Here is a 20,028-nt window from a genome sequence, read left to right on the forward strand (position 1 = left end):
GAGGATTCAAGCAGGGCGTGCAGGCCCTGGCGATTGCGGCGCGGTTATCGGTACTTGTCGCTTGCGCGTGTTGCAGGCGCCGCAGATTGTCTTGTTGCTTCTTGCCAAGCCGGACTGGCGGTTTGGTGAAGGCGTTTTCCCCAAGGCCATGATCCGGATTTGCGTTCTTCGCAAACGGGACGGAATGCTCGGGCTTGGGTGTTTTTTTGAGGTTCTGCTTGGTGCTTGGAATGGGACTGATGCTCAGCCCTCAGGACCTGCGCCGTTTTATTTTCGAATGGAAATTGGCGCAAACCGCAGAACTCAACCGCTGATGATACGGGTGGTCGACGCTTTTTGCAAGCGTTTTGTGGTAGAGGAGATAGATATCTCCCCTTATCCGTCCCTTAATGTGCAGTCGGGCGGGCCTGGCGCTGGGCTTCGATGATGAGTCCTTCCAGACGCGCGGACATGCGCAAGGCGACCTGCGCGCTGGTCTGGCCGTCGGGCTGGTTTTCGGTTTCCAGCGCGAGTTCGATGCGCTCGTTGTCGAAAGCCTCGGGGGCGGCCTGGATTTCCACGTAGCGGGCCAGCAAGGCGTCGACTGCCTTTTGCGCGTCGGCCAGCGCTTCATCGGACAACTGGCCCGGGCTGAGGTACTGGTTGACCACTCGCGCCAGGTCGTTCATGAAGAACAGCAGGGCGGCCGCGCCGCGGCAATCGGGATGGGCAAAGCCCCAGGTATCGGAGGTGGCGGTTTGAGTCATGTCTTGGGGCTAGCCTGTATTGCGAGGGCCGTGGGGGCCGAAGACGCCATTTTATGGGATCGGACGGCAGTGCCGCTTGAGGCATACTGCCATGCCTATGATCAGACTCGCTCGACCTTCAGACTTGGCCAGCCTGGCCGATATCGAACGTTCCGCCGCGCGGCGGTTCCTGGACACGCACATGGCCTGGGCGGCCGGCGGCGACACGGCGCCGCAGGCCGAGTTGGCGCAGGCGCAGGCGGCCGGCCTGTTGTGGGTTGCGGAGTCCGAGGGCCTGCCCGCGGGTTTTGCGCTGACCCGGCCCATGGATGGCGATCTCTACCTGGCGGAGATGGCGGTGGCCTTGCCCTGGCAGGGGCGCGGCCTGGGGCGGGCGCTGCTTCGCGCCGTATGCGCCCACGCCCGTACTGCTGGCTGCTACCGGTCCGTGGTGCTGACCACCGACCGCGAATTGTCCTGGAACCGGCCGTTTTACCTGCGGCAAGGCTTTGCCGAGGTGCCGGCGGAGGAGCTCTCGCCGGGGCTGCGGGCGCGTTTGCGGCACGAGGCAGCCATGGGCTTTGACCCGGCGCTGCGATGCGCGATGGCGTATCCCCTGGCGCCATGATGCGGGCGACAGACCCTGTGTCAACACGCTTCGATAGCAACAAAATCCGCCCGCTGGCGGCGGCAGGAAGCGCCTTCGGGATAATCTGCCGAAGGGCGGCCGCCCTGCTGGGGGGCGGCGGTTTCGCGAACCCGCATGCAAGGAGGATGGGCATGGCACTGCTGCGAGCTTGCCTGCTGGGCCTGACGATGGCGTCGATGCTGTTTCTGTCGGCCTGCGTCAACAAGGAGCCCCAGGAGCGGGTTGCGTTCATCCAGTTGCTGCAAAGCCGGATGAGCAGCGCGTCGCTGCTGCCCATAGGCGTGCTGAGCGAGCCGGAAAAGGAGGCCGTCGGCGGCTATGCCGACGCCTATGAAGTGATCACCGGCTTCCAGGAAACCCTGGCGCAGGCAGCCCTGTCCATGCGCGGCGTGCTGGAAGTCGAGACCATCCATTCAGTGGCCGAGATCGTGGAACGGCGGGCTCGCTTCGAGGCGGCGCGCAAGACGCTGGCCGAGCAGGCGGCCGAGGTTCAGCAGGCCCAGGCCAAGGCCGACAAGGCGCGCGCGGCGCTGGCCTTGCCGGTGGATCTCGCGCCGGTCTATGACGGCGTTTATGACGAAGCCGTGACGGCGCCCGCCGGCGAGCTGCTGGATGCCGCGGCCGCCATGGATGCGGTGGCGCGCGATGCGCTCGGCGTGGCGGATTTCGTCGCCGCCCATGCGCAGGACATCCTGCTGGCGGACGGGCAGGCCCGCGTCGCGACGCTCACGCTGCAGCAGGAATTGAACCTGCGCCTGCAGGGCTTGAATGCGCAGTCGGACGTCCTGGAGCATGCGCGCATCGTGCTGCTGCAGGCTGCCGGGCAGCCGCCGGACGTCCGCTGAGCTGCGCTTTGTACAATGCGGGTCTCGCGGCGTCAGCCGAGCCTGGGACGGAATATGAGCCAATCTTCCAGCGTGCACTACAGAACCTTTCTGCTCCTGCTGGTGGTGGTCACCATCGCATTCGGCTGGTTGTTGTGGCCTTTTTACGGCGCCGTTTTCTGGGGCGCCGTTCTTGCCATCATCTTTGCGCCGCTGCAGCGCCGGCTGGTGGCGCGCATCGGCGGACGGCGCAACCTGGCCGCGCTGATCACTTTGCTGCTGGTGTTGCTGCTGGTGATCCTGCCGCTCGTCGTCATCAGCGGATCGCTGGTGCGCGAAGGGGCGAATCTCTATCAGAGCGTCAAGTCCGGGCAGATCAACTTCGGCGCCTATTTCCAGCAGGCCATGGCGGCCCTGCCGCCGTCCGTACATGACCTGCTGGCGCGCTTCGACCTGACCGACATACCGAGCCTGCAGGAAAAGCTCAGCGCGGGCGCCATGCAGGCCAGCCAGTTCCTGGCGACCCAGGCCTTGAACATCGGACAGGACACGTTCCAGTTCGTGATCAGCTTCGGCATCATGCTGTATCTGTTGTTCTTCTTGCTGCGCGACGGCCCGCTGCTGTCGGCGCGGCTCAAGCGCGCCATGCCGCTGAGCGATACGCACAAGCAGCACCTGCTGCGCAAGTTCACCACCGTGGTGCGCGCCACCGTCAAGGGCAACGTCGCGGTGGCCGCGGCGCAGGGCGCGCTGGGCGGGATCATCTTCTCGATCCTGTCGATCCAGGGCGCGCTGCTGTGGGGCGTGATCATGGGCTTTCTGTCTTTGCTGCCCGCGATCGGCGCCGGGTTGATCTGGGCGCCAGTGGCGATCTACTTCCTCCTGACCGGCGCCACGATCAAGGGCGTCGTGCTGATACTCTTCGGCGTGCTGGTCATCGGCATGGTGGACAACGTGCTGCGCCCCATCCTGGTCGGCAAGGACACCAAGATGCCTGACTATGTGGTGCTGATCTCCACGCTGGGCGGCATGGCCTTGTTCGGCCTGAACGGTTTCGTGATCGGCCCCCTGATCGCCGCGCTGTTCATGGCCAGTTGGGACCTGTTCGCGCCGCCGGTGGACGGATTGGCGGACAGCGCCGGGGACCCGCCGCGCGTCGAAAAATAGGCGCGGAGGGCGGCCCGGTGGCCCGCCTCGGCCCGGCGGGTGTATGGTGTAGCAGCGCTGGCTTCCATCGAGGCCGGCCTTTCGTATCAAACCTCGACTAATCGGGAGCGCGTTGGATATGGAATGGAAACTGCATCGATCGGGCTGGATCGAAGAACGCAACTTCGACATCGAATTCGCCGAGACCCCCGAGGGCTATCACGCCCGGGTGCGGATCTTCGGATTTCCAGTACTGGAAGACACCAAGCACGTGTTCCCCAATGAGGCGCTGGCCGAGAAAGGGGCGCTGACGCTGCTCAAGACCCAGTTCACCGGCACCCCGGACCTGGAAGACCGGTAGCCGACGGGCGCCGCGCGTTCGCAATAAATTGGGGACGCGCTGTTTTCACCACATCGGTATCGACGCGGCGAGGGGATTCCCATGGCGCGGATTGTGCGATTGCGAACTTCTGCAATAATTTCTGGCGTTCATTCGTCCTGTGGCCGTGGGCCGAGGGGAGCGCATCGGGAGGCGCATGGGTCCAGAGGTGTGGTTTCGATCGGCAGGTCGACGCTTGCGGACGTCGCAGGGCGAGGTTCCCGTGGCTGACGCCGAAAGCCTGGCGGGCGCGCGGGTGCGTCGGCCGCGCCGCTATTCCATGCGCACAGGGCTGCTGACACTGGTGTTTGCCTGTATCACGCCCGCGCTGGTCATGGCTTCGGTGGCAGTCTACGAAAGCTACGTCATCCAGAAAGAGCGGATTTTCCGCGACACGATATTCCTGGCGCGCAATCTCACCGCGATCCTCGACCGCGAACTCACTGGCGTTGAGGCTGGCTTGCAGATGCTGGCCTCGTCGCCGGATCTGGTGGCTGGCGACCTGGCCGGTTTTCATCGGCGGGCGCGCGAATCCGTGCGCTTCCAGATCATCGACAGCTACGTCCTGACCGATAAGGATGGCCGCCAATTGATCAACACGTCCGTGCCGTTCGGCAACCCTTTGCCACTGACCGGCGCGTCCGCGCAGTTGGCCCAGGTGTTCCAGACGCGCGCGGCGGTGTTGACGGGTCTCTTTGCCAGCAAGGTCAACCAGGGGCCGCTCATTGCGCTGGGCGTACCGGTGATGCGCAACGGCGAGGTCGCCTACAGCCTTAATGTCGGCATTCTGCCCGAGCGCATCGGCAACCTGCTGGGCAGGCGGGCATTGCCTGACGGTTGGGTGGCTGCCGTGCTGGACGACAGCGGCACGATCCTGGCGCGCACCCGCGATACCTCGAAGTTCGTGGGCCAGAAGGCCGTGCCCGAGTTGGCGCGGGCGGTGCAGCAGGAAAGCGAGGGCTCGCTGGAAACCGTCACCAAGGAAGGCACGCCCGTCTACACCGCCTTCAGCCGCTCGTCTTTGTCCGGCTGGACGGTCGCGGCCGGCGCGCCGATGAGTTTGCTGACCACGGACCTGTATCGCTCCATCGCCTGGATCGCCCTGGGAACCTTGCTGGCTTTCGGCCTGGGCCTGCTGCTGGCCTTGCGGCTCGCCAGCCGCCTGACCTCGGCCGTGCAGAGTCTGGTTGCGCCCGCGCTCGCGCTGGGCAAGGGGCACGCGGTGACGGTGCCGGGCACGCGGGTCAAGGAGGTAGCGGAAGTGGGCGGCGCGCTGGTGCAGGCCTCGCGCATGCTGGCGCATGCCCAGCATCTAGCGCACTACGATCCGCTGACGGGCCTGTGCAATCGAGTGCTGTTCAACGAACTGGTGTTGCGCGAACTGACGGTGGCGCAGCGCAGCGGCGAGTCCTTCGCCATCCTGGCGATCGACCTGGACGGATTCAAGGCGGTCAACGACCTGCATGGCCATGCAACCGGCGACGCGGTGCTCCAGGAGGCGGCGGAACGCATGGCCGACGCGATCCGCGTGTCGGACGTGGCGGCGCGGCTTGGGGGCGACGAATTCGCGGTGCTGTTGCTGGGCGCCAGCCGGGACGACGCGCGGCGTGTCGCGCAGGCGTTGGTGGAAAGCCTGTCGCTGCCGTATCCCGAGGTCAGCGTCTCGGTATCCGCCAGCGTCGGAATCGCGGTGTATCCGCAGTCCGGCGTTGCCGTGCGCGAGCTGCTGGAACGCGCCGACATGGCGCTCTACAAGGCCAAGGGGCAGGGCAAGCGCAGGGTGGAGGCCGATCAGTGATCTGGCCCGCCTGCCGCCCATGTGCCGTCATGCGTCGTGGGGCGGCGGCGCCAGGGCGGTAAGTACTTCGCCCGATTTCAGCCGGTACCGGTTCCGATCCAGCGGCACCACGAGCTCCCCCTCCGTGGTGCGGAGTATGTAGCGGGCCGCGTCAGGCCGGGCCGCGTGGCCAGGCTCTTCCGTCCTCAGGAATACTTCAATCCGGTAGAGCCGGCCCGATTCCGTGCTGGCAAGCACGTCGCTCAATCTGCGTGTGGAGATGGTCATGCGGCGCTTGCTCCTTGTTCTGCATTGTTCTGGCGGGCATTCGAGGGTGGGGCGCCGACTCTGCCGCAGGCCGAAGGCTGGCCGCGAATCGAGCAGGTTTTCGCTAAACTGCCCGGCTTGGCGCCCCAAAGCGGGCAATCGGAATCGGTAATGCAACTCTCCCTGAGCCGGAACACGGCGACTTCCCTAGGTTTGCTGGCGGTGCTGCTGTGGGGCACCGTCGTCGGCCTGATACGCGGTGTCAGCGAAAGCTTCGGTCCGGTGGGCGGCGCCGCGCTGATCTATACGACGGGTTCCGCGTTCCTGGTGCTGCTGTTGGGCTTTCCGAAGCTGCGGACCTTTCCGCGCTCCTATCTCATTGTCGGCAGCTTGCTGTTCGTCGCCTACGAGATCTGCCTGTCGCTCTCTTTGGGCTATGCCGCTAATCGCGGACAGGCGATCGAATTGGGCATGGTCAACTATCTCTGGCCCTGCTTCACTGTGATTCTCGCCATGCTCATCAACGGCCAGCGGGCCAGCGCATGGGTGGTGCCGGGCATACTGTTGTCGTTGTGCGGCATCGTCTGGGTTCTGGGCGGATCCGGCGGCTTGTCTTGGGACCGCACCATCGCCAATGTTTCCAGCAATCCTCTCAGCTACGGACTGGCCTTCAGCGGCGCCATCATCTGGGCCGTCTATTGCAACGTGACCACGAGGTTTGCCAACGGCAGGAATGGCGTTGTCCTGTTTTTCATGCTGACCGCGGCCGCCCTGTGGATCAAGTACCTGCTGGGCGCCGAACCTGCCTGGACCTACACCTGGCCCGCCACGCTGGAACTGCTGGTGGCCGGCGGCGCCATGGCGGCAGGCTATGCGCTATGGAACGTGGGAATACTCAAGGGCAACCTGACCTTGCTGGCCACGGCGTCCTACTTCACTCCGGTGTTCTCGACATTCTTCGCTGCCGTGTGGCTGTCGACCCGCCTGACCGCGTCATTCTGGCAGGGCGTGGCCATGGTGACCGCCGGGTCGCTTTTGTGCTGGGCTGCGACCCGCGGCAAGACCGCCCGGGGCGCTTAGCCCCAGGCGTGTATGCCGTAATAAAGGAGTTATTCGATCAGCACGGTCTGCGCGACCGCGTATCCGAGCGGAATCAGCAAGAGCGAAGCAAATAAGGAACTGACGATCGCCGCCGAGATCTTCAGCCAGGGTTCGGACCCTGCGCTTTGAACCGTTTGAATCACCAACGCGACGATACCCACAACCATCAAACAGCTCATAACCACTGCTACATAAGTCATGTTGTCTCCGTCCTCGCCTGATTAAAGGGATGCGGCTGCCGCTGATGCGGTCTAGATGTTTGTATCGATTGTGCGCCTGTATTCGGGCATTCGGCCCTAGGGTTTTCCTGACGCGCTGCGTCGCGTGTGGCGTTTTTGCCGCGGGGTGTGCAGCATGAATTCATGTGCGGGCGCAGCATTTTTGCCAGGGCTCGCGCCGACGTGTTTGCGTCGGCGCGTGTGCGTCGGCGCGTTTGCGCTACCATGGCGGCGTCGAACCACGCTAAAGGCCGCCATATGCCGCAACTGCGCCCAGGCACGCGCGCCACGTTGCAAGTCAGGCAACTGATGCCGGGAGAATTCGCCTGGATCATTACCCTGTTCGATCCCGAAACCGGCAATGTGCGCAGCACCAATTATTCGGCCAGGCGCTATGGCAGCCAGGATGAGGCTTCGGCGGCGGGCAAGGCTGCCGTGGTCGAATTTCTGGGTAGCGGGGGCCAGAAAGTGACCGAAACGGCCAAGGACGGCAAGAACAAGTCCTGATGCCTTCACCGTTATGCGCGCCATGATGCCCTCGTAAGAGGGCTTTTTCATGTCCGCGGGCGCGAGGCGGGCATGCGGCTTGCTGGAGGGATGGAGCGGCGCGCCTGGCGCTGCTCGAGGAGAACACCATGTCCCAGTCCATGCATCGCGAACCCGGCGGCGGCGACGAGCTCGTACCCGACGATCCCGCCTTTCCCAACAATCCGCCGCCTGACGACCCGCCGCTGGATCCGAATCGGCCTCGCAACGATCCCGATGTCATCGATCCCGTGCAGCCGCCGCCGAATCCTCGCGCGCCGGGCACGATCGATCTGGCCTGAGCGCCGCGCGCAAGGCGCGGGACATCATCCAAGGAGGTTTTATGCGTTCCATCTTGTTGTGGCTGCTTGGCGTGCCCATTCCCATCATCATCCTGTTGGCGCTTTTCTGGCATTGACCGCGAGATTTTCCTGCAGCTGTGGCGCATGTTGGCGCAGCCGCAATGAACCGTGAACAAGGAACATATCCATGGAAAACGCATCTTCATTGAGTCAGCCGTACGCAGGTGGCGTGCCGCCGCGAGAATCCGCCATTTCGGCCGTGTCGTGGGCCGCCGTGATTGCGGGCGCGGTCATCGCCGCGGCGCTTTCGCTGGCGCTGTTCGCCGGCGGCACGGGCCTGGGCTTTCTTTCTGTTTCGCCCTGGAGCGGCGAGGGCGTGTCGGCGCCTGCGATAGGCATCGGTCTCATCATATGGATGCTGGCCACGCAGATCGTTGCCTATGGCATAGGCGGCTACGTCGCGGGGCGGCTGCGCACCAAATGGGTCGACGTGCATTCGGACGAGGTCTATTTCCGCGACACGGCGCACGGCTTTCTGGTGTGGGCACTGAGCGCGGTCGTCAGCGCCGTCCTGCTGGGTGCGTCCATCGCGACCCTGGCTTCCGGTGTGGCCAAGGCGGGCGCTTCCGTCGCTGCGGGAGCCGGCACGGCTGCGACGGCTGCGGCCGCTGCGGGTGGGGGCGATGGGATGGCGCAGGTCAGGGGCTATTTCTCCGATGCCTTGTTGCGTCCGGAACGGCCCGATGCTGGCGCCGATCGCAACGGGGCAAGAGATGAAGTGGCCCGCATCGTGGCGATGAGCGTGGCGCGCGGCTCCATGACAGGCGAAGACCGCGACTATGTCGTGAAGGTCGTGGCCGCCCAGACCGGCATGGAGCCGGCAGCGGCGCAGCGCCGCGTCGATCAGGCCGTGCAGAACGTGAAGCAGGCCGCCGACGACGCCAAGCAAAAGGCCAAGGAGGCCGCGGACCAGGCGCGCAAGGCCGCGGCGGCATTCGCGTTGTGGGGATTCGCCTCAATGCTGATAGGCGCCTTCGTGGCCAGCCTGGCGGCGACCTGGGGCGGCAGGCGGCGTGATGCGGTGCGGCTGCCTTAGCCGCAAGGCGGGCGCTGCTTCAGTCAGGTGGCGGCCGCCGGTTCGCGCCTTTCTCCGAAGAGGAACACATGGGCGTAGCTGTCATTCATGGCATGGCGCGCCTGAGTGACTCCTGGGATCGTCGGAACCATGGGGGCAAACAAATCCCCCCACCCGATGTCCACGTTGAAGGGCGCACGTTCCGGTGTGTCGTTGTAGCCGAGGATCAGAAGGGCTCCAGGCTTGAGCACGCGGTGGCATTGCTTAAGCAGGCGTTCGAAATCGGGCCGTTCGTTGAGTCCCCAGCCGATCACGCCATTGGCCACAACGACGTCGAACGAAGCTTCGGCGTAGTGCGCCGACATGTTCGTCGCGCTTCCGATCGTATGTTTGCCGGCGGACCCATAGGCGGCTTGTTCAGGATCCATATCCAGCGAATGGAAATCCATCTTCAGCAAACGGGGGTAGTGCCACGTGTATTCATGCATGCCCACGAACAGGCATTGCATGGGCGTGCCTGACCGGGCGGCTTGTTGGTTCAGGTAGTCGAATATCTGCTGTTCCAGGAAACTGCGATTCGGAGCCTTCAGCCGGAAATCGATCCCGCAGCGCGCGGCCAGTTCAGGAGACCAGTGGAACAGCTTTTTTTTTGCTCTACGGATAAGTCGGCGCAAGGAAATTTGATCGCTCCTGAGGATTGCTCGGGGTGGCGGCCGCGTCGTGACAGGGTGGAGTAGTAGTGCTCCATGCCAGCGCTGGTGCCGGGTCGTGAGACTGGCTACCTGCGTGCAGAGTTCCGATGCACAAACGTAAAGGGCGCCCACTTGCGTGGGCGCCCTTTGAATTCCTGGTGGCGCATCCCTGATTCGAACAGGGGACCTGCGGATTATGATTCCGTCGCTCTAACCGGCTGAGCTAATGCGCCATTTCGATCAATCCCTGAATTTGCGTCACATCCGTGTCGCAATCAGTGATCAACGAAGAACGAAATTCTAGCATGAAATTTTTGGCGTGCGCAAGCGATCCGTACTCAAATTTCAAAGAAGTGCCTCATGCGTCCCGCGCCAGGCGGATCCCGGAGAACTGCCAGCGGGCTTCGGGCGGGAAAAAGTTGCGATAGCTGGGGCGGATGTGGTCCCTGGGCGTGGCGCAGGAGCCGCCCCGCAGCACGTACTGGTTACACATGAATTTGCCGTTGTATTCGCCCACCGCGCCGCTGTCGGGCTTGAAGCCGGGGTAGGCGTCGTAGGCGCTGGAGGTCCATTCCCAGGCATCGCCGAACAGTTGCACGGGGCCGCCCGTGCCGTTGCGCGCGGGGGCGGGGCGTGTGTCCAGGTGGCCGTTTTCCAGCATGTTGGCGCGCGCGGTCAGCGCGCCTTCGGGCAGTTGGCGGGCGGCATGTTCCCATTCGGCTTCGCGCGGCAGCCGCACGCGCGCCCAGCGCGCGTAGGCATCGGCCTCGAAGTAGCTGATGTGCGTCACCGGCGCCTGCAGTTCCAGTTCCTGCATGCCGCGTAGCGTGAAGATGCGCCAGTCTTCGCGTTGTCCTTCCCAGTAGAGCGGCGCGCGCCAGCCTTCGGCACAGACCCGATCCCAGCCCAGCGACAGCCAGAGCTCGGGGCGCTTGTAGCCGCCGTCGCGGATGAAGGCCAGGTACTCGTGCTGGGTCACCAGCCGGTCGGCCAGATGGAACGGGGCCAGCAGCACGTCATGGGCGGGGCCTTCGTTGTCGAAACCGAAACCGCTGCCGTCGTGGCCGATGCGGCTGACGCCGCCGGCGTAGCGGGTCCAGCCGGCAGGCGTGCCAGGCGGCAGCGCGGGCGTGCCGGGTGCCACGTAGGCGGGCTTGAGCGGATTGGCCGACAGCATGTGCTTCAGATCGGTCAGGATCAGTTCCTGGTGCTGCTGCTCATGATTCAGCCCGAGCTCCAGCAAGGCATCGAAGGCGGGGTCGTTGCCGCCCAGGCGCGAGATCAGCTCATGCATGGCCTCGTCCACGTGGCGGCGGTAGTGCAGCACCTCCGCCAGCGCGGGGCGCGACAGCAGGCCTCGGTGTGGACGCGGATGCTTGGCGCCGACGGCGTTGTAGTAGGAGTTGAAAAGCATGCGGTACTGCGGATGGAAGACCGAATAGGGCGGATGAAAGCGCGTCAGCAGAAAGGTCTCGAAGAACCAGGTCGTATGGGCCAGATGCCATTTGACCGGGCTACAGTCCGGCATGGATTGCACCTGGCAATCCTCGGGGCTCAGGGGAGCGGCCAGGGCCGTGCTGGTCGAGCGCACGGCGTCGTAGCGGTCGTGCTGCCCCGCCTGGCCGGCAGCGTAAGGTCCGGTGGCGGGGTGAGTCAGCAGGCACGCAGGTTCCATGGCGATCCTCCAGTGGCGTTGAGGGCGGGCCCGCTTCAGGCGCGGGCGCTGAAAACCGAAAACCAGCCGCGGGAATCCGACCAGTGCGCGACATCGTGGTAGCCGGCGCTTTGCAGCAGGTCGGCAAAGGCTTGGGGGGTGAACTTGTAGGAATTCTCGGTGTGGATGCGTTCGCCGGCGCTGAATGCGCGCGCGCCGCCGGGCCAGGCCACGCGCACCGCGCGCTGCGCTTCCAGATGCATTTCGATGCGCGAACTGGCGCTGTTGAAAAGCGCCACGTGCCGCCAGTCGTCCACGTCGAAATCGGCGTCCAGCACGCTGTTCACGTGCCGCAGCAGGTTCAGGTTGAAGGCTGCGGTCAGGTGCAGCGCGTCGTCGTAGGCGGGCTCCAGCACCTGTTTGGGCTTGACTCGGTCCACGCCCACCAGCAGTCCGCCGCCCGCGCATTGTTCGCGGATCCGCCGCAGCATGGCATGCGCGTCCTCGGGACTGAGATTGCCGATGCTGGAGCCGGGATAGAAGAACAGCCTCTGTTCGGCCGGCACGCTGGCGGGCAGGGCTAGCGCATGCGTGAAGTCCTGGCCCAGGGCGGTGATCTGCAGGTCGGGGTAGGACAGCTGCAGGCGGCGCACCGCGGCTTGCAGGTAGTCGGCCGAGATGTCGATGGGCACGTAATGGCGCGGGCGCAGGCTGGCAAACAGGCGTTCGGCCTTGACGCAATCGCCCGCGCCCAGGTCTATCATCGAGAGCACCGGGCCGATGTGGCGCGCGATATCAGCGCCGTGACGCTGAAAAATTTCCGACTCGCAGCGCGTCGGGTAGTACTCCGGCAACTGCGTGATGGCGGTGAAGAGCGCCGAGCCCAGCGCGTCATAAAGGAACTTGGGATCGATGTGCGCGTGACGCGCCAGCAAGCCGTCGCGCAGTTCGATTTGTTCGGCGCTGGGAGGCTGCGGCTCTTGGGCGATGAACGTCGGCGCGGCGGGGGCAAACAGTGCGGAAGGCGAAACCATGCGTCCTGTTCCTTTTCTGTCGCCGGACTACCCCTGGGCGGCAAGCGCTTGGGAAACACGGCGTTGGGAGGTCCAGACCAGGCGGTTCTGGCGCATTGCAAAAGTCTATTGTGGCCGCCAGGGCAGGGCCGGTGTCAAGCGCCAAGCCGCTGAATGCAATGGACTTTTACGAATTCGAAAGAGGAGCGCGAGCGTCTGCGCCGGTGAGCGCACGCTGTCTTCCGATACGTTTGCTCGCGTTGAAATATCGGTTTACCGCTGGTTGCCAAAGCTCTGGCGGGGGCAGCCGATGATGGTCACAATGGGGCCACGCGATGCGCGGGCCGGTCCGGGAACGCGGCATGCTGCGTTGCGTCAGGCGGCCCGACTCCGCGAGGCCCGACAACGACAAGGAGCGACGATGAACCGTAAGCACCAACGCGCCGAAATGGCCCTGCACCGTGAACGGGTGAGCGACAGCTTCCATGAACTGCTCGCCGGTACGGAAGACCTCCTGCGGTCGACCGCTACATACACAGGTTCCGAGATCGAGGCGGCGCGCGCGCGCCTGAAGCGCCAGGTGGCCGAGGCGCGCGAGTCCGCCGGTGATTGGGAGGGCGCGGCACGGGAGCGCGCGCGCCGCGCCACCGCCTACGCCGACGAGTACGTGCATGAACATGCCTGGAAGTCGGTGGGCGTGGCGGCGCTGGTGGGCGCCTTGCTCGGCTGCCTGCTGGCTTCGGGCGGCCGCCGCTAAGCCGGAAAGCCATGAAGCCGCCCGCGGCGGTGCGCCGGCCGGGACTGCGGCGGGACAAGTGGCCGTGGCTGGCCGGCGCGTACCGGTGGCTGCTGCCGCTGGTGTGCGCGGCCTTGCTGGCGGCGTGCGCCAGCGTTCCCGACGCGCAGGAGCGCCGCGCGCGCGAGTCGCAGGCCGGCCTGTCGGCCGACGCCGCGCAGGACAGCTATCGCCGCGGCCAGGGCATCGCGGCGGATCCGCGGACTCCCAAGGATGATTTCCTCGCGCGTCACCTTGCCGTCGAGCAGGCGGTCAGTGGCGCGCCGCTGGTGGCCGGCAACCGCGTCCGGCTGTTGGCCGACGGGCCCAGCACCTATCGCGCCATGCTGCAGTCCATTGCGCAGGCGCGCCGGTATGTGCACATGGAAACCTATATCTTCGACGATGATGCCGAAGGCGCGCGCTTTGCCGAGGCCTTGATCGCGGCGCGCAATCGCGGCGCCGAGGTGTCCTTGATGGTCGACGCGGTAGGGACCATCAAGACGCCCGATGCCTTGTTCCAGCGCCTGCGCGACGCGGGCGTGCAGGTGGCGATATTCAATCCGGTCAACCCGGCCAGCGGCCGCGCGGGCTGGTCGCCGAACCAGCGCAACCATCGCAAGGTGCTGGTGGTGGACGGCAAGGTCGGCTACCTGGGCGGCATCAACGTCAGCAGCGTCTACGAATCTTCGCCCGGGTCTGGATCAGGATCGGGATCAGGATCGGGATCAGGATCGGGATCGGGATCGGGATCGGGATCGGGAAGCGGCGCCGGCAAGGCCGACGCGCCCGCTGCGGCGGACGCCAAGGCGGCGCCATGGCGCGACACGCACCTGCGTATCGAGGGGCCAGCAGTGGCCCAGCTGGAGCAAGTCCTCCGCGCAGGTTGGGAATCCCAGTCCAAGGAACCGATCAAGGGCGGCGACTCGCAGGTGGCGCCACCAGCAGGCGCGACGACCGTGCGGATCCTGGCCAACCAGCCGGACCGCAGCGATGGCTACACCGTCTACCTGACGCTGATGTCGGCGTTTGAAAGCGCGCAGGAATACATCCACATCACCATGGCGTACTTCGTGCCGGACCCGGCCTTCATCGACGTCCTGACGGACGCGGCGCGGCGCGGCGTGGACGTGGCGCTGGTACTGCCCGGCTTCAGCGATTCCTCGCTGGTGTTCCATGCGGGACGGTCGCACTACACGGATCTGCTGGCGGCCGGCGTGAAGATCTACGAGCGGCGCGATGCGCTCCTGCATGCCAAGACCGCGGTGGTGGACGGCGTGTGGTCCACGGTGGGTTCCAGCAACCTGGATTGGCGCAGCTTCGCCCTGAACTACGAAATCAACGCGGTGGTGCTGGGGCCTGAATTCGCGGCGGAAATGGAGTCGCTGTTCCAGCGCGACGTCGCCGATGCGGTGCGGATCACGCCCGAGGCCTGGCAGGCCAGGGGCGTGGGAGACCGTTCGATGGAGTTCTTCTCGCGCATGTTCGAGCGCTGGTTGTAGCGCCAGGCGCCAACCGGCTCAGACTTGCGCGGCGGCCGGTGTGGAGTGGGCGGCGTGTTCTTGCGCCAAGGCCGTGGTGATGTCGTGGGTCGGCTGGAACGAACTGGCCTGGGCCATCGACCAGCCGGCGCGGAACACCTGGTGACGGAATTCGCCGCGCAGCAGTTCGCCGGGCGCCAGCTCCGGGAACAGCGCCGACAGCAGCCGGATTTCGCTGGACGAGATGCGGCGCGCAATATGGTGCGGACGGAGCTGGCCAGGGTGAGTCAGGCCGGCTGCCGCCAACAGTTCCGCCAGCGCATGCAGGGTGTTGCGGTGGAAGTTGGCCACGCGCTGCGCCTTGTCCGGCACCACCAGCGCGCGCTGCCGCAGCGGGTCTTGCGTGGTGACGCCGGTGGGGCATTTGCCGGTGTGGCAGGCCTGGGCCTGGATACAGCCGATGGCGAACATGAAGCCGCGCGCGGCGTTGCACCAGTCCGCGCCCATGGCCATGACGCGGGCCATGTCGAAGGCCGTGATGATCTTGCCGGACGCGCCCAGCTTGATGCGGTCGCGCAGGTTTACGCCGATCAGCGTGTTGTGTACCAGCCGCAGCGCTTCGCGCAGGGGCGTGCCGACGTGGTCCACGAATTCCACGGGCGCGGCGCCGGTGCCGCCTTCGGCCCCGTCCACCACGATGAAGTCCGGCGTGATGCCGGTTTCCAGCATGGCCTTGACGATGGCGAACCATTCCCAGGGGTGGCCCACGCAGAACTTGAAGCCCACCGGCTTGCCGCCGGACAACTCGCGCAGGCGCGCCACGAACTTCATCAAGCCGATGGGCGAGTCGAAGGCGGAATGGGTGGCCGGCGAATTACAGTCCTGCCAGGCCACGACGCCGCGCGCCTCGGCGATCTCGGGCGTGACCTTGCCCGCGGGCAGGATGCCGCCGTGGCCGGGCTTGGCGCCTTGCGACAGCTTGATCTCGATCATCTTGACCTGCGGCGTACAGGCATTCTTGACGAAGGCCTCTTCGGAGAACGCGCCGTGTTCATCGCGGCAGCCGAAGTAGCCCGAGCCGATATTCCAGACCAGGCTGCCGCCCGGCTGGCGATGGTAGCGGCTGATGCCGCCTTCGCCGGTGTCGTGCGCGAAGTTGCCCTGGCGGGCGCCCTCGTTCAGGGCCAGGACGGCATTGGCCGACAAGGCGCCGAAGCTCATGGCCGACACGTTGAACGCGGACATGGAGTACGGCTGCTTGCACTCGGGGCCGCCCACCGTGACGCGGAAGTCGGTGTCGGGGATTTGCGAGGGCGACATGGAATGGTTGATCCATTCGTAGCGGTCGCCGTAGACGTCTTCCTGGGTGCCGAAGGGGCGCTTGTCGATTTCGCGCTTGGCGCGCTGATAGACGATGGAACGCTGCGCGCGCGAGAACGGCGCGGCCTGCGTGTCGTCTTCCAGGAAGTATTGGCGGATCTCGGGCCGGATGAACTCGAACAGGAACCGCAGATTGCCCAGGACCGGATAGTTGCGCCGGATGGCGTGGCGGGTCTGCACCAGGTCATAGACGCCCAGCGCGCCCAGCAGCGCCAGCGGCACGGCCAGCCACAGCCACCAGAGCGAGCTGGTCGCGGCCAGGGTCGCGGTGACCGCGGCGCCGATCAGGGTCAACAAAAAAGCCGTGTAACGGCCGAAAAACCAGCTCATGTCCATCTCCGCATTTCGGGATGGAGCAACCATACACCAGGAGCCGTCCCCTCGTGCCGGGGGAAGGTCCTGGAATACTGTTTCTCAGCAGCTGGAAGCGGCCGGAGTCTTCTCGACCGCGAGGCCGAACGCCGGACGCAGGCGCACGCCCAGGGCGCTGCCGGCGAAGGCGGCAGGCAGCCACAGCCAGGCGTGCAGGCTGCCCGACAGGATGCCGCTGAAGTAGGCGCCGATATTGCAGCCGAAGGCCAGGCGCGAGCCGTAGCCCAGCAGCAGGCCGCCGATGACGGCGCCCACGAGCGAGCGGGTCGGCACCTTCCAGATGGGCGCGAACTTGCCGGCGGCGCTGGCGGCGGCAAGCGCGCCCAGCATCAGGCCGATGTCCATGACGGTGGTGACGTCCTGGCGCAGCGGCGCGGCCAGCGAGGGCTGCTTGGCCCAGTAGGCCCAGGTGGCCACGTCGCCGCCGAAGGCGTCCAGCGTCTTGGCGCCCCACAGCGCGAAGGCGGAGGTGATGCCCCAGGGGCGGCCGGCGAGCGCCAGCGTGGCGAAGTTCAGCACCACCAGCGCCACGCCGCCCCAGATCAGCGGCCAGGGACCTTGCAGCAAGGACGCCGGGCGCGCCGTGCGCGAGGCAGACGAGATCAGGTGGCCATGCCGGCGCTTTTCCAGCGCCGTGGTCGCCCATGCGATCAGCGCGAAGACGGCGAGGTTGATGGCCAGCGCGGGCGCCAGGCCCCACGTTTTGATCAGCGAGGTCGGCGCCAGTGCCGGCAGATTGGACCACCAGCCGAAGTTGGCCGTCGCGATGACCGAACCGACGATGAAAAACAGCAGTGTGACCACCATGCGGGTATTGCCCCCGCCCACGGCGAACAGCGTGCCCGAGGCGCAGCCGCCGCCCAGCTGCATGCCGATGCCGAACAGAAAGGCGCCCAGCAGGACCGAGACGCCAGGCGGCGACACGAAGCCGCTGACCGGTTGGCCGAACAGCGAGCCCGCCGCCAGAAAGGGGAAGAACAGCAGCACGCCCACGGCCAGCATCAGCATCTGCGCGCGCAGTCCGGCGCCGCGGCGGTCGGACACGAACACGCGCCAGGCTTGCGTGAAGCCGAAAGAGGCGTGGTACAGCGTTACGCCCAGCAGGGCGCCGATCACCCACAGCGCGCCCTGGCGCCAGCTGACGGTCTGGTTCAGGTAGAGCGCGCCCGCCAGCACCAGCAGCAAGGCGATCCAGAGCGGCTTGCGGTTGATCTGGATGGGCGGCAGGGCGGAAGACGGCAGGGGGAGGGTGGAAGCGTTGGTGCTCATGGGCGAGTCCCGGGGATCTGATGCGTAAGAAAGCAAAACGGGCGCGCGCAGGCACCCGTGTAGGTTTGAAAGTCTAAAGCGGCGCAAGCCTAACTCAAACCATCTATTAATGCCTTTTAAATAACTAAAAGTAATATAAAACCGCCTGGCCGCCTATTGCAGCCGCCACGCCAGCGCCGCCAAGGTCAGCAGCAGCACCGGCAAGGTCAGCACGATGCCGACCCTGAAGTAATAGCCCCAGGTGATGCGCAGGCCTTTGCGCGCCAGCACGTGCAGCCATAGCAGCGTTGCCAGGCTGCCGATGGGCGTGATCTTGGGGCCGAGATCGCTGCCGATGATGTTGGCGTAGATCATGGCATCCTTCACCGCGCCGGTGGCGCTGGTGTCCGCGATCGACAGCGCGCCCACGAGCACGGTGGGCAGGTTGTTCATGATGGACGACAGAAAGGCGGTGATCAGGCCCGTGCCCATCGCCGCGCCCCACACGCCATATTCCGCGCAACGGTCCAGCACCTGCGCCAGGTGCGCGGTCAGGCCGGCGTTGCGCAGGCCGTACACCACCAGGTACATGCCCAGCGAGAAGACCACGATGTGCCACGGGGCCTCGCGCATGATGCGCCGCGTGCCGACGATATGCTGCCGCCCGGCGATCAGCAGCAGGCCCAGCGCCCCGACGGCGGCGATGGCGCTAACCGGGATGCCCATGGGTTCCAGGATGAAAAAGCCCGCCAGCAGCAGCGCCAGCACGATCCAGCCGGCGCGGAACGTGGTCAGGTCGCGGATCGCGGAAGCGGGCGCGGGCAGTTGGCTTACGTCATAGCGCGGCGGAATGCTGCGGTGGAAGAACAGCAACAGCACCGCCAGGGTCGATGCCACGGCCATCAGGTTCACCGGCAGCATCACCGACGCGTACTCGCCGAAGCCGATGTTGAAAAAGTCGGCCGAGACGATGTTGACCAGGTTGGACACGATCAGCGCAATGCTGCCTGTGTCCGCGATGAAGCCCGCGGCCATCACGAAGGCCAGCGAAGCGCCGGGGCCGAAGCCCAGCGCCACCAGCATTTCCATGACGATGGGCGTGAGGATCAGCGCCGCGCCGTCGTTGGCGAACAGTGCGGAAACGGCCGCGCCCAGCAGCACGATCAGGACGAACAGCAGCCGGCCCCGGCCGCCGCCCCAGCGCGCCACGTGCAGCGCCGACCATTCGAAGAAGCCGGCCTCGTCCAGGATCAGGCTGGTAACGATGATGGCGATGAAGGTGGCGGTGGCGTTCCAGACGATGCGCCAGACATCCGCGATGTCGGCCGGGTGGACCACCCCCGTGGCCAGCGCGAGCGCGGCGCCCAGCACGGCGCTCCAGCCTATCGACAGGCCCCTGGGCTGCCAGATGACCAGGGTGATGGTGAGTACGAAAATGGCGGCGGCGAGCAGCATGGTGAAAGGCGTCAGGAAAGCGGATGGGCGCTGATCCAGGCGACCAGCAGGCTGACAGTCAGCACCGACGCCACCGTGGAGACCAGGATGGCGCGCGAGGTCACGCGGGCGTCGCGGCCGTACATCTGCGCCAGCATGAAAGGCCCTGTGCCGATCGGCAGCGCGCTCATCAGCACCGCGGTCCAGGCCCATACCGGCGGCATGGTGAAGACATAGAACGCCAGCACGGCCGTGACAGCGGGCTGCAGCAAGAGCTTGCCGGTGACCAGGCGCATGACGCCCGGCCCCGAGCTGGACGTCTCCGTCTGCGCCAGGAACAGGCCTATGGTGACGAGCGCGCAGGGGCTGGCGGACGCGCCCAGCAAGGCCACGTAGCGGTCCACGCCCTCCGGCAGGGCGAGCCCGGTGAAGGCCCAGGCCAGGCCCAGCAGCGGCGCCGCCAGCAGCGGATTGCGCAGCAGCGCGCGCCCGACCTTGAGCAGCGTGGAGGGCAGGTTGGGCGTCTGCTGGCGGTCGAACTCGATCAGGGCGATGGCGCAGCCGAACAGCACGCTGGCGGTGAGCAGGGTGGTGAAAGTGGCGGGCGCCATGCTGTCGGGGCCGAACAGCGCCAGGCACAGCGGAATGCCCATATAGCCGGCGTTGGCGTAGGACGCGGCCAGACCCTGGATGCCGCGGTCGGTCAATGCGCGCTGCGTGCGGCGCGCGCCGGCAAAAGAGACCAGGAACGTGACCGCGATGCCGCCCGCGAAGGCGCCCACGAAACCCCAATGCGCCATGTGCGCCAGGTCCACTTGCGTCATGGCGCGGAACAGCAGCGCGGGCAGCGACAGATAGACGACGTAGCGATTCAGGGCGTCGGTGGCGCCGGAACCCAGGATGCGCCAGCGCGCGGCGAGCCAGCCAGTCAGGATCAGCGCGAAGACTGGCAGGGCGGAGGTAATGACGGCGTTCATGGACAGGGACCTGG

General features: G+C 66.0%; 21 protein-coding genes and 1 tRNA gene. 11 read left to right on the plus strand and 11 right to left on the minus strand.

Going from position 1 to position 20,028, the window contains the following annotated elements; all coding sequences use genetic code 11:
- Window positions 1–386 precede the first annotated feature (386 nt).
- Window positions 387–746 carry a hypothetical protein gene (locus tag AC6LKD_RS18565; protein WP_013392594.1) on the minus strand — a complete coding sequence of 120 codons (360 nt, stop codon included), beginning with the start codon at window positions 744–746 and terminating at the stop codon, window positions 387–389.
- A 91-nt stretch (window positions 747–837) separates the two neighbouring features.
- Here AC6LKD_RS18565 and AC6LKD_RS18570 point away from each other — a divergent pair, with 91 nt between their 5' ends.
- From AC6LKD_RS18570 to AC6LKD_RS18590, 5 genes are all read left to right on the plus strand, one after another.
- A complete protein-coding gene (locus AC6LKD_RS18570; RefSeq protein ID WP_498117061.1) occupies window positions 838–1,353 on the plus strand; it encodes a GNAT family N-acetyltransferase in 516 nt (171 codons plus the stop codon).
- 152 nt (window positions 1,354–1,505) lie between these two features.
- Window positions 1,506–2,219, plus strand: coding sequence for a DUF3053 family protein (locus AC6LKD_RS18575; protein ID WP_013392596.1), 714 nt, complete (start codon window positions 1,506–1,508; stop codon window positions 2,217–2,219).
- Between the two features lie 54 nt (window positions 2,220–2,273).
- Complete coding sequence (locus tag AC6LKD_RS18580) at window positions 2,274–3,365, plus strand: AI-2E family transporter (protein WP_498117062.1); 1,092 nt, start codon at window positions 2,274–2,276, stop codon at window positions 3,363–3,365.
- A gap of 118 nt (window positions 3,366–3,483) precedes the next feature.
- Window positions 3,484–3,705: a hypothetical protein gene (locus AC6LKD_RS18585; RefSeq protein ID WP_492274671.1), complete on the plus strand. Its 222-nt coding sequence runs from the start codon at window positions 3,484–3,486 to the stop codon at window positions 3,703–3,705.
- A gap of 241 nt (window positions 3,706–3,946) precedes the next feature.
- Window positions 3,947–5,521: a sensor domain-containing diguanylate cyclase gene (locus AC6LKD_RS18590; RefSeq protein ID WP_013392599.1), complete on the plus strand. Its 1,575-nt coding sequence runs from the start codon at window positions 3,947–3,949 to the stop codon at window positions 5,519–5,521.
- A gap of 27 nt (window positions 5,522–5,548) precedes the next feature.
- Here AC6LKD_RS18590 and AC6LKD_RS18595 read toward each other — a convergent pair whose 3' ends face one another.
- The gene (locus tag AC6LKD_RS18595; RefSeq protein WP_492274669.1) at window positions 5,549–5,788 is read right to left on the minus strand and encodes a 6-phosphofructokinase; all 240 of its coding nucleotides are present in this window, start codon (window positions 5,786–5,788) and stop codon (window positions 5,549–5,551) included.
- A gap of 150 nt (window positions 5,789–5,938) precedes the next feature.
- On the opposite strand from AC6LKD_RS18595, the gene yddG reads away from it, so the two are divergent.
- The gene (gene yddG, locus AC6LKD_RS18600) at window positions 5,939–6,847 is read left to right on the plus strand and encodes an aromatic amino acid DMT transporter YddG (RefSeq protein WP_498117063.1); all 909 of its coding nucleotides are present in this window, start codon (window positions 5,939–5,941) and stop codon (window positions 6,845–6,847) included.
- Between the two features lie 29 nt (window positions 6,848–6,876).
- Here the strand turns inward: yddG and AC6LKD_RS18605 are convergent, their stop codons facing one another.
- Window positions 6,877–7,068 (minus strand): hypothetical protein, encoded by a 192-nt coding sequence (locus tag AC6LKD_RS18605; protein WP_013392602.1) that lies wholly within the window; start codon window positions 7,066–7,068, stop codon window positions 6,877–6,879.
- A gap of 276 nt (window positions 7,069–7,344) precedes the next feature.
- Here AC6LKD_RS18605 and AC6LKD_RS18610 point away from each other — a divergent pair, with 276 nt between their 5' ends.
- The 3 genes from AC6LKD_RS18610 to AC6LKD_RS18620 all read left to right on the plus strand — a co-directional run bounded on the left by AC6LKD_RS18610 (window position 7,345) and on the right by AC6LKD_RS18620 (window position 9,009).
- A complete protein-coding gene (locus AC6LKD_RS18610; RefSeq protein WP_013392603.1) occupies window positions 7,345–7,593 on the plus strand; it encodes a hypothetical protein in 249 nt (82 codons plus the stop codon).
- Between the two features lie 128 nt (window positions 7,594–7,721).
- The gene (locus tag AC6LKD_RS18615) at window positions 7,722–7,913 is read left to right on the plus strand and encodes a hypothetical protein (RefSeq protein ID WP_013392604.1); all 192 of its coding nucleotides are present in this window, start codon (window positions 7,722–7,724) and stop codon (window positions 7,911–7,913) included.
- 187 nt (window positions 7,914–8,100) lie between these two features.
- A complete protein-coding gene (locus AC6LKD_RS18620) occupies window positions 8,101–9,009 on the plus strand; it encodes a hypothetical protein (RefSeq protein ID WP_013392605.1) in 909 nt (302 codons plus the stop codon).
- Window positions 9,010–9,032: 23 nt separating this feature from the next.
- Here the strand turns inward: AC6LKD_RS18620 and AC6LKD_RS18625 are convergent, their stop codons facing one another.
- The 4 genes from AC6LKD_RS18625 to egtD all read right to left on the minus strand — a co-directional run bounded on the left by AC6LKD_RS18625 (window position 9,033) and on the right by egtD (window position 12,368).
- Window positions 9,033–9,662 (minus strand): class I SAM-dependent methyltransferase, encoded by a 630-nt coding sequence (locus AC6LKD_RS18625; RefSeq protein WP_498117064.1) that lies wholly within the window; start codon window positions 9,660–9,662, stop codon window positions 9,033–9,035.
- A 174-nt stretch (window positions 9,663–9,836) separates the two neighbouring features.
- Window positions 9,837–9,913 (minus strand) — tRNA-Met (locus AC6LKD_RS18630).
- A 125-nt stretch (window positions 9,914–10,038) separates the two neighbouring features.
- The gene (gene egtB / locus AC6LKD_RS18635) at window positions 10,039–11,355 is read right to left on the minus strand and encodes an ergothioneine biosynthesis protein EgtB (RefSeq protein ID WP_498117065.1); all 1,317 of its coding nucleotides are present in this window, start codon (window positions 11,353–11,355) and stop codon (window positions 10,039–10,041) included.
- A 35-nt stretch (window positions 11,356–11,390) separates the two neighbouring features.
- Entirely contained in the window at window positions 11,391–12,368 is a 978-nt protein-coding gene (gene egtD / locus AC6LKD_RS18640; RefSeq protein WP_013392608.1) for an L-histidine N(alpha)-methyltransferase, read from the minus strand.
- 400 nt (window positions 12,369–12,768) lie between these two features.
- Here egtD and AC6LKD_RS18645 point away from each other — a divergent pair, with 400 nt between their 5' ends.
- Together AC6LKD_RS18645 and AC6LKD_RS18650 are read left to right on the plus strand one after the other, a co-directional pair.
- Window positions 12,769–13,104, plus strand: a complete 336-nt coding sequence (locus AC6LKD_RS18645; RefSeq protein WP_013392609.1) for an ElaB/YgaM/YqjD family protein — start codon at window positions 12,769–12,771, stop codon at window positions 13,102–13,104.
- 11 nt (window positions 13,105–13,115) lie between these two features.
- A complete protein-coding gene (locus AC6LKD_RS18650) occupies window positions 13,116–14,624 on the plus strand; it encodes a phospholipase D-like domain-containing protein (RefSeq protein WP_498117066.1) in 1,509 nt (502 codons plus the stop codon).
- Window positions 14,625–14,642: 18 nt separating this feature from the next.
- On the opposite strand, the gene AC6LKD_RS18655 is transcribed toward AC6LKD_RS18650, so the two are convergent.
- The 4 genes from AC6LKD_RS18655 to AC6LKD_RS18670 all read right to left on the minus strand — a co-directional run bounded on the left by AC6LKD_RS18655 (window position 14,643) and on the right by AC6LKD_RS18670 (window position 20,014).
- Window positions 14,643–16,313 carry an FMN-binding glutamate synthase family protein gene (locus AC6LKD_RS18655; RefSeq protein ID WP_492274663.1) on the minus strand — a complete coding sequence of 557 codons (1,671 nt, stop codon included), beginning with the start codon at window positions 16,311–16,313 and terminating at the stop codon, window positions 14,643–14,645.
- Window positions 16,314–16,397: 84 nt separating this feature from the next.
- Complete coding sequence (locus tag AC6LKD_RS18660) at window positions 16,398–17,624, minus strand: YeeE/YedE family protein (RefSeq protein ID WP_498117067.1); 1,227 nt, start codon at window positions 17,622–17,624, stop codon at window positions 16,398–16,400.
- A 153-nt stretch (window positions 17,625–17,777) separates the two neighbouring features.
- Window positions 17,778–19,058, minus strand: coding sequence for an arsenic transporter (locus AC6LKD_RS18665; RefSeq protein ID WP_013392613.1), 1,281 nt, complete (start codon window positions 19,056–19,058; stop codon window positions 17,778–17,780).
- 11 nt (window positions 19,059–19,069) lie between these two features.
- The gene (locus AC6LKD_RS18670) at window positions 19,070–20,014 is read right to left on the minus strand and encodes an AEC family transporter (protein ID WP_013392614.1); all 945 of its coding nucleotides are present in this window, start codon (window positions 20,012–20,014) and stop codon (window positions 19,070–19,072) included.
- Between the last annotated feature and the right edge of the window lie 14 nt (window positions 20,015–20,028).

The sequence above is a fragment of the Achromobacter sp. D7-1 genome (genome assembly GCF_059760445.1).

What these genes read in the sequence shown, in the direction of transcription:
- egtD (WP_013392608.1), bottom strand. Translation starts at nt 12,368, where the DNA reads ATGGTTTCGCCTTCCGCACTGTTTGCCCCCGCCGCGCCGACGTTCATC.
- AC6LKD_RS18565 (WP_013392594.1), bottom strand. Translation starts at nt 746, where the DNA reads ATGACTCAAACCGCCACCTCCGATACCTGGGGCTTTGCCCATCCCGAT.
- AC6LKD_RS18575 (WP_013392596.1), top strand. Translation starts at nt 1,506, where the DNA reads ATGGCACTGCTGCGAGCTTGCCTGCTGGGCCTGACGATGGCGTCGATG.
- yddG (WP_498117063.1), top strand. Translation starts at nt 5,939, where the DNA reads ATGCAACTCTCCCTGAGCCGGAACACGGCGACTTCCCTAGGTTTGCTG.
- AC6LKD_RS18620 (WP_013392605.1), top strand. Translation starts at nt 8,101, where the DNA reads ATGGAAAACGCATCTTCATTGAGTCAGCCGTACGCAGGTGGCGTGCCG.
- AC6LKD_RS18615 (WP_013392604.1), top strand. Translation starts at nt 7,722, where the DNA reads ATGTCCCAGTCCATGCATCGCGAACCCGGCGGCGGCGACGAGCTCGTA.
- AC6LKD_RS18580 (WP_498117062.1), top strand. Translation starts at nt 2,274, where the DNA reads ATGAGCCAATCTTCCAGCGTGCACTACAGAACCTTTCTGCTCCTGCTG.
- AC6LKD_RS18665 (WP_013392613.1), bottom strand. Translation starts at nt 19,058, where the DNA reads ATGCTGCTCGCCGCCGCCATTTTCGTACTCACCATCACCCTGGTCATC.
- AC6LKD_RS18595 (WP_492274669.1), bottom strand. Translation starts at nt 5,788, where the DNA reads ATGACCATCTCCACACGCAGATTGAGCGACGTGCTTGCCAGCACGGAA.
- AC6LKD_RS18605 (WP_013392602.1), bottom strand. Translation starts at nt 7,068, where the DNA reads ATGACTTATGTAGCAGTGGTTATGAGCTGTTTGATGGTTGTGGGTATC.
- AC6LKD_RS18610 (WP_013392603.1), top strand. Translation starts at nt 7,345, where the DNA reads ATGCCGCAACTGCGCCCAGGCACGCGCGCCACGTTGCAAGTCAGGCAA.
- AC6LKD_RS18655 (WP_492274663.1), bottom strand. Translation starts at nt 16,313, where the DNA reads ATGAGCTGGTTTTTCGGCCGTTACACGGCTTTTTTGTTGACCCTGATC.
- AC6LKD_RS18570 (WP_498117061.1), top strand. Translation starts at nt 838, where the DNA reads ATGCCTATGATCAGACTCGCTCGACCTTCAGACTTGGCCAGCCTGGCC.
- AC6LKD_RS18585 (WP_492274671.1), top strand. Translation starts at nt 3,484, where the DNA reads ATGGAATGGAAACTGCATCGATCGGGCTGGATCGAAGAACGCAACTTC.
- AC6LKD_RS18650 (WP_498117066.1), top strand. Translation starts at nt 13,116, where the DNA reads ATGAAGCCGCCCGCGGCGGTGCGCCGGCCGGGACTGCGGCGGGACAAG.
- AC6LKD_RS18645 (WP_013392609.1), top strand. Translation starts at nt 12,769, where the DNA reads ATGAACCGTAAGCACCAACGCGCCGAAATGGCCCTGCACCGTGAACGG.
- AC6LKD_RS18670 (WP_013392614.1), bottom strand. Translation starts at nt 20,014, where the DNA reads ATGAACGCCGTCATTACCTCCGCCCTGCCAGTCTTCGCGCTGATCCTG.
- egtB (WP_498117065.1), bottom strand. Translation starts at nt 11,355, where the DNA reads ATGGAACCTGCGTGCCTGCTGACTCACCCCGCCACCGGACCTTACGCT.
- AC6LKD_RS18660 (WP_498117067.1), bottom strand. Translation starts at nt 17,624, where the DNA reads ATGAGCACCAACGCTTCCACCCTCCCCCTGCCGTCTTCCGCCCTGCCG.